This is a genomic window from Prevotella sp. 885, assembly GCF_002265625.1.
GTDB lineage: Bacteria > Bacteroidota > Bacteroidia > Bacteroidales > Bacteroidaceae > Prevotella.
Genome location: NZ_NOVE01000022.1, coordinates 42,919 through 50,091, shown reverse-complemented (window position 1 = coordinate 50,091; position 7,173 = coordinate 42,919). Strand labels below are relative to the sequence as shown.

The following is a 7,173-nucleotide window of genomic DNA, read 5'->3' as shown; positions in this document are numbered from 1 at the left end:
CTTAAAAGAAGGGTTAAGCCGCATGACGGTCTAAAAGCCACTATTCTAAAACGAATCAATTCCTATGAATTTCTGAAACTAAACAATCCTAAATGATTTGACATTGCAAATTAATATTCGTAAATGTTGTGAGTTCTAATAAAAAGTTTTACCTTTGTAAATGTTGGCAAAAGTGCCTCTTCGGGCGCATTTTTGCCCCAAATCAATGAAGACGTAAAATCAAAGCAAAAATGAAGGATCGTATAAAGAAAATAATGGAGAGCCAGAAGATGACCCAACAGGAGTTTTCTGACTATATAAAAATTGCTCCTGCGACGCTCAGCAGCATATTCACCGGACGCACCCGCCCTTCCCTATCTGTAGTGGAAGCCATAAAGAATAGGTTCCGAGATATCTCTACTGACTGGCTCATGTTCGGTGTCGGACCGATGTTTAAGACTGTTGACGTAGCGGCTGATCAGCATGGTAATGAGTCGGCTAAGCGTGGTCAGGACAATGGCTTGACAGTCGATTTCTCGGATGCTCCGTCTGCTTCTTTGTATGGTAATGACGCTCCTCTCCCCTATGGGGCATCTGACGGATCAGACGATCAGATGACGAGTGATGAAGCAGGTATGGAGGCTAATGGCAGTAAGGAAGGTAAGGTTGTAGTGATAAAGAAATGTGACAAACCGCAACGCCGTATATCCGAAATCAGAATCTTTTATGACGACCAGACGTGGGAGACTTTTGTGCCGAAGGAACGTAGCTGAAGCGTAATGCTTTCCCTATAGTGGCGCTTTAGTTTCCCTATAGTGGCGCTTTAATTATCTAAAACATGCCCTATTGATAATTAAAACAAGCTCTATAGATGTTACATAACGCCGTTAGGCTTTATGTGAAAGGCTATATGATATAATTATTGCAAGTTCGGTATGATGATGATATAACAAAAACAAAAGCGGCAAGGACGTTCTTTCTTAGAGTTGTCCTTGCCGCTTTATTATTATAATGTAGATAATTTCTACCGTCAAAATTAGTTGTCGTCGTCGTCCGTTACGTCCTCAGCCTCCAGATAGAGGTCCTCGGGGTCTGTGTCGAAGGTGGTACGATAGCTTTCCTCGGTAAGCTTGTCCTCGTCGAAGTCGTCGTCATCCTCGTCGTCGCCATACTTGCTGTCGGGAAGGTCGTCTTCTTCTTCGTCATCCTCGTCGTCATAGTCTTTGTCGCGTAAATCGCTGTCCTCTTTGTGCATCTCAGGCTTCTCCATTTCGGGCTTTTCCTTGGCGAAGATGGCCTCAACCCATGCGCCCTTCGGAATCTCGAGCACCTCGAAACCGTCGTTTATCTTTTTCTCGTACATACCTCCTGGCTTGTGCAGGCGGTCCTTAGGCAATGTGGTTGTGCTGATGTCGAATCCGCTCTCGATGATGTCCTGAATGCTCTGCGACAGCGAGTCCCATCCGCCGCCGAAGTTGCGCTCCAGAACCTCGATGAGCGTAGTTGCTGAGATATGACGTATGTTCTCGTAAGTGAGGTCTGTCACACGCTTGATGGGGCGCTTCTTGATGGCCCATTTAGTGTGGTCGTTCTCGTCATTCTGGAGAATTCCAACCTTAAAGTCGCGTGCCTCGTACTTCTTAATGACCTCGGGGCGGTCTATCTTGACTTCCTCCATCTCGAAAGCACTGCGGACTACATCAAAATAGTGTCTTCTGTTGTCCTTGAAATCGGCGTCTTTGGATGCGGCTTCCCACATTCTGAAAATGTCGTTCTCTTGAACTTCCCATACGTTACTTTTTGTCAGCGTTTTGAGTGTTAAAGTTTTTTGTTGTCTCATATTATGATTTTGGTTATAATCTGGATAAATGTGGTGCAAAAGTAAATACTTTACTTCTAACTTACAAGTTTTTTATAGACAAAATACCAGGCTGTAATCAATTAATATTAATTCCGCCCTTTACTTTAATCTTATTTTAAGCCAATTCTTTTGGGGGTCTGCAAGATATTGTATAATTTTGTGTGGTATATGAGTGAACCTTTAGCAGAAAGATTAAGACCACGCACTCTCGACGAGTATGTCGGGCAGAAGCATTTGGTGGGCGAGGGAGCTGTCTTGCGTAAGATGATTGATGCGGGACGGATTTCCTCATTCATCCTGTGGGGACCTCCGGGCGTGGGAAAGACCACGTTGGCGCAGATCATAGCCAATAAGTTGCAGACTCCGTTCTATACGTTGAGCGCCGTGACGAGCGGCGTGAAAGACGTGCGCGACGTCATTGAGCGTGCCAAGAGCGGACGGTTCTTCAGCAGCAATTCTCCTATTCTCTTCATTGACGAAATCCATCGTTTCAGCAAGTCTCAGCAGGATTCGCTGCTTGGTGCTGTGGAACGTGGCGTGGTGACGCTTATTGGCGCCACTACGGAGAATCCGTCCTTTGAGGTCATACGTCCGCTCCTGTCAAGGTGTCAGGTGTATGTGCTCAAGCCGCTTGAGAAGGAAGACCTTGAGGAACTGCTCCATCGTGCTGTGTCGACGGACATCGAACTCAAGAAGCGCCATATAGAGCTTCGTCAGACTGACGCCATGCTCCGTTTTAGCGGTGGCGACGCGCGCAAGCTTCTCAACATCCTGGAGCTTGTGGTGGAGGCGGAGAGCGGCGATGATGTTGTTATAACGGACGATAAGGTTGTGGACAGGCTTCAGCAGAACCCTCTTGCCTACGACAAGGGTGGTGATATGCATTACGACATCATATCGGCTTTCATCAAGTCTATACGCGGTTCTGATCCTGACGCGGCTTTATACTGGATGGCTCGTATGATAGAGGCTGGCGAGGATCCGCAGTTCATAGCCCGACGTATTGTGATAAGTGCGGCTGAGGACATCGGACTTGCCAATCCTAATGCGCTTCTGTTGGCAAATGCCGCCTTTGACGCCGTAATGAAGATAGGATGGCCGGAAGGACGCATTCCGCTTGCTGAGGCTGTGGTCTATCTTGCCACAAGCCCGAAGAGCAATTCGGCTTATTGCGGCATTAACGACGCTTTGGCTCTGGTGCGCGAGACCGGCAATCAGCCCGTGCCGTTGCATCTGCGTAATGCTCCGACGTCGTTGATGAAAAATCTCGGTTATCATGACGGATATAAGTATTCGCATGACTATCCAGGCAACTTCGTGGAGCAGCAGTATATGCCCGACGCTCTGACAGACAGGCGTATATGGCATGCGCAGCACTCGCCTGTAGAGGAGAAGTCGTATCAGCAGATGCTCCGTTGTTGGGGCAAGAGGTTTGAGGAATAGCCCATTAAATGATATATAATACTAAAACAAACAGGATAAATAACCAATTAAAGAAAAGATGAAAATAGTAGTTTTAGATGGTCAGGGTGTCAATCCTGGTGACATCTCATGGAAACAGATAGAGCAGTTCGGTACGCTGACGGTATATCCGCGTACTGACAAGAATGACGTGCTCGCTCATGTAGGCGATGCCGAAATAGTGTTGACCAACAAGACGGTCTTTGATGCCTCTACGATAGACGCACTCACAAATACGCGCTATATAGGTGTGCTTGCTACTGGCTATAATGTTGTGGATATGGAGGCTGCGCGTCGTCGTGGCATCGTTGTTACCAATATTCCTGCTTACAGCACGGACAGCGTGGCGCAGATGGTTTTTGCACATATTCTTAATGTCACAAACCATGTCGACCATTATGCACGTGAGTCGAGAGATGGTGTTTGGGGACGTTGCCCTGACTTCTGTTATTGGAACACGCCGTTGGTGGAACTGGCTGGCAAGACCATCGGTATTGTGGGCTTGGGACATATCGGCATGAAGGTGGCTAAGCTTGCCATGGCTTTCGGCATGGATGTCTTCGCTGTTACAAGCAAGGGCTCGGCTTCTTTGCCCGCCGGCATTCAGAAGACCACAATGGACGGAATGTTCGGCGCGTGTGACATCATAACGCTGCATTGTCCGCTTACACCGTCCACACGTGAGATGATTAACAGTAAGAGCCTTTCACAGATGCATCATGGAGCTGTGCTCGTAAATACAGGACGTGGTCCGCTTGTCAACGAAGAGGACGTGGCAGCTGCGTTGGAGTCTGGTCAGCTGGGCGCATATTGTGCTGACGTGATGTGCAGCGAGCCGCCGTCAGTTGACAATCCGCTCTTCTCACAGCCCAACGCTTACATCACCCCGCACGTGGCATGGGCTACAAAAGAGGCTCGTCTCCGACTTATGGATATAGCGGAGAACAATATCCGTTCGTTCCTTAATGGCAATCCCGTAAACGTCGTAAATGTATGATGCCAACAGAGGATTTGTACGGACCTTTGCTTAATGTTATAGAATTTCTGGGTACGTTCGCTTTTGCCATCTCCGGCATTCGTCATGCTGCGGCAAAGCGATTCGACTGGTTTGGAGGATTCGTGTGTGGCGTGGCTGTCGCTATTGGTGGCGGTACGTTGCGCGACCTTCTGCTTGGCGTCACGCCATTCTGGATGACTTCGTCCATATATCTCGTGTGTACGTTTATGGCTCAGGTGTTCGTCATTGTGTTTGCCCGCTCGTTGAAGCGTCTTGACAATACGTGGTTCTTCTTCGATACGCTTGGCTTGGCGCTGTTCACGGTGGCTGGTTTGCAGAAGACCCTCGACTGCGGCTACCCATTCTGGGTGGCTATCATTATGGGTACGATGACCGGTTCGGCTGGCGGCGTGATACGTGACGTGCTGCTCAATAACGTCCCCGTAATATTCCAGAAGGAGATTTATGCCATGGCGAGCATCATCGGAGGCGCCGCATATTGGGGTCTTGTGGAGTGGGGTTGTGATATGACATTATCTGTAATTATAGCTTTCTTTTTAGTCGTTATAATACGCATTCTGGCTGTAAAGTATCATATCTCGCTGCCTGTCCTGCAAGGAGAGGACTTTGATGATACGCAACAAAAGCAGGACAAACAATAAGCTTAATAAAAACAAAAAGCCCTGTAAAGGCAAGGTGAAGAGTTTTTCTTCTTGTTCTTGCCTTTACAGGGCTTAATTGTTTATGTATGTCTCAATACATGTTCATGCGTTTGATAGCGCTTTTACTTAATCATGTCTACAGAGCGCTTGAGGAATGAGTCGAGCGCAGCACCCTTCAGCATGCCGTTCTGCAGCAAGGCAAGGTCGATGAGCTGATGGATGACGTTGTTGCCCTTTGCGTAAGAAGCGATGATGTCGTTCTTCTTGGTACGCTGCTCCTCGATGGACTGTTCGGTTGTCTTCACCTCATCCTTCTCCTCCTGAGTGATTTCCTCAGGCTTCTTGCCGTTCTGAGTCTGATGGAGAGCTGCAAGTCGTGCCTCGAGACCCTTGAGTTCAGATACAACCGGCTTGAGCTGGTCGGCGCATTCCTTGTTCTCGTTCTCGAGTACGTTCTTGATAAGCGGATGGTCGCTGTTGAGCACGAGGTTGTAAGCGTCCGGCATCTGAGCGTAGAATGACATGCCTGCCTGGAACTTGCTGGCTTCCTTCATACGGCGCATATACTCGCTCTGGGTTATAAGTACCGGCAGAGCCTGCTCGCCGAGAGCCTGAACGTCCACGTAGAACTCAGTCTTCTCCACCTTCGGCAGCTGTGAACGGAAAGCCTGTGAGAGGTTGTCCTGATCAGCCTTAGCCAGTTCGCTCTCCTTCTTGTCCTCCTTTACGATGAGGCGGTCCACGATGTCAGCGTCTACACGTGAGAAGCGGGTCTTCTCAAGCTTCTGCTCCAGCATTGATACCATAGGAGTGTCGAGCTGTCCGTCCAACAACAACACGCTGTAGCCCTTTGACTTGGCTGCTTCTATGTAGCTGTATTCTGCCTCCTTGTCGTTGGCGTAGAGATAGATGAGGTTGCCGTCCTTATCGGTCTGGTTGTCCTTGATAAGAGTCTGATACTCCTCGAATGTGAAGTACTTGCCGTCTACGTCCTTCAGCAGGGCGAAGTCCTTAGCACGGTCGTAGAAGTCTTCCTGCGAGAGCATACCGTAGTTGATGAATATCTTGAGATCGTCCCACTTCTCCTCATATTCCTTGCGGTTCTCCTTGAAGATGCTTGCCAGACGGTCTGCCACCTTCTTCGTGATATACTTAGATATCTTCTTCACGTTGGCGTCGCTCTGGAGATATGAGCGGCTTACGTTCAGAGGAATGTCCGGTGAGTCGATAACTCCGTGGAGGAGTGTAAGGAACTCAGGAACGATGCCCTCCACCTGGTCTGTTACGAACACCTGGTTGCAGTAGAGCTGTATCTTGTTGCGCTGCAGCTCAATGTTTGACTTGATGCGGGGGAAGTAGAGTATACCAGTAAGGTTGAACGGATAGTCTACATTAAGGTGTATCCAGAACAACGGCTCGTCCTGCATCGGATAGAGTGTTCTGTAGAAGTTCTTATAGTCCTCGTCCTTGAGAGTGCTTGGGGTCTTTGTCCAAAGCGGCTCCACGCTATTGATGATGTTGTCCTCATCAGTATCAACCTGCTTGCCGTCCTTCCATTCGGTCTTCTTGCCGAAAGCCACAGGCACAGCCATGAACTTGCAGTACTTGTTGAGCAGTTCCTGAATCTTCAGCTTATCAAGGAACTCCTTGCAGTCGTCATCGATGTAAAGGATGATGTCCGAACCGCGGTCTGCTCTCTCTGCGTCCGTAATCTCGAACTCTGGGCTTCCGTCGCAGCTCCACTTGATGGCCTTAGAGCCTTCCTTATAGCTGCGTGTCACGATCTCCACCTTCTTGCTCACCATGAACGAAGAGTAGAAGCCGAGACCAAAGTGGCCGATAATGGCATTGGCGTTGTCCTTATACTTGTCGAGGAAGTCTGTTACGCCAGAGAAGGCAATCTGGTTGATGTATTTGTTGATTTCTTCTTCTGTCATGCCGATACCACGGTCGCTGATGGTAAGCGTACCCTTGTCTGCATCGAGGCTTACGCGTACGGTAAGGTCGCCAAGCTCGCCTTTGAAGTCGCCGCGTTCAGCAAGAGTCTTCATCTTCTGTGTTGCGTCAACGGCGTTTGACACCATCTCACGCAGGAAAATCTCATGGTCAGAATAGAGAAATTTCTTTATAACTGGAAATATGTTCTCGGTTGTTACGCCGATATTACCTTTTTGTGCCATAATTGTTTTATGTGTATTTATTAGTTATTTATT

Annotated in this window: 6 protein-coding genes; 4 read left to right on the top strand and 2 right to left on the bottom strand. The window is 48.5% G+C overall.

All coding sequences use genetic code 11. The features are described from left to right. The first annotated feature begins 230 nt into the window (after positions 1-230). A complete protein-coding gene (locus CHL74_RS08255) occupies positions 231-752 on the top strand; it encodes a helix-turn-helix domain-containing protein (protein WP_094880692.1) in 522 nt (173 codons plus the stop codon). 263 nt (positions 753-1,015) lie between these two features. On the opposite strand, the gene CHL74_RS08250 is transcribed toward CHL74_RS08255, so the two are convergent. Then, on the bottom strand, positions 1,016-1,819 hold the full coding sequence (locus CHL74_RS08250; RefSeq protein WP_094880691.1) for a hypothetical protein: 804 nt from the start codon (positions 1,817-1,819) through the stop codon (positions 1,016-1,018). A gap of 189 nt (positions 1,820-2,008) precedes the next feature. Between CHL74_RS08250 and CHL74_RS08245 the strand changes: the two genes are divergently transcribed. Genes CHL74_RS08245 through CHL74_RS08235 form a run of 3 tightly spaced genes read left to right on the top strand, consistent with a single transcriptional unit; the run spans position 2,009 to position 4,960 of the window. Beyond that, a complete protein-coding gene (locus CHL74_RS08245) occupies positions 2,009-3,283 on the top strand; it encodes a replication-associated recombination protein A (protein ID WP_094880690.1) in 1,275 nt (424 codons plus the stop codon). Between the two features lie 58 nt (positions 3,284-3,341). Continuing rightward, a complete protein-coding gene (locus CHL74_RS08240; protein WP_094880689.1) occupies positions 3,342-4,298 on the top strand; it encodes a D-2-hydroxyacid dehydrogenase in 957 nt (318 codons plus the stop codon). Then, positions 4,295-4,960 carry a trimeric intracellular cation channel family protein gene (locus CHL74_RS08235; protein ID WP_094880688.1) on the top strand — a complete coding sequence of 222 codons (666 nt, stop codon included), beginning with the start codon at positions 4,295-4,297 and terminating at the stop codon, positions 4,958-4,960. Before CHL74_RS08240 ends, CHL74_RS08235 begins: the two co-directional genes overlap by 4 nt. Before the next feature lie 122 nt (positions 4,961-5,082). Here the strand turns inward: CHL74_RS08235 and htpG are convergent, their stop codons facing one another. Next, entirely contained in the window at positions 5,083-7,140 is a 2,058-nt protein-coding gene (gene htpG / locus CHL74_RS08230) for a molecular chaperone HtpG (RefSeq protein WP_094880687.1), read from the bottom strand. Positions 7,141-7,173: the final 33 nt, after the last annotated feature.

Bases quoted from the DNA above. Each gene is read 5' to 3' on its own strand.
- CHL74_RS08255 (WP_094880692.1), top strand. From the start codon at position 231: ATGAAGGATCGTATAAAGAAAATAATGGAGAGCCAGAAGATGACCCAA.
- CHL74_RS08250 (WP_094880691.1), bottom strand. From the start codon at position 1,819: ATGAGACAACAAAAAACTTTAACACTCAAAACGCTGACAAAAAGTAAC.
- CHL74_RS08245 (WP_094880690.1), top strand. From the start codon at position 2,009: ATGAGTGAACCTTTAGCAGAAAGATTAAGACCACGCACTCTCGACGAG.
- CHL74_RS08240 (WP_094880689.1), top strand. From the start codon at position 3,342: ATGAAAATAGTAGTTTTAGATGGTCAGGGTGTCAATCCTGGTGACATC.
- CHL74_RS08235 (WP_094880688.1), top strand. From the start codon at position 4,295: ATGATGCCAACAGAGGATTTGTACGGACCTTTGCTTAATGTTATAGAA.
- htpG (WP_094880687.1), bottom strand. From the start codon at position 7,140: ATGGCACAAAAAGGTAATATCGGCGTAACAACCGAGAACATATTTCCA.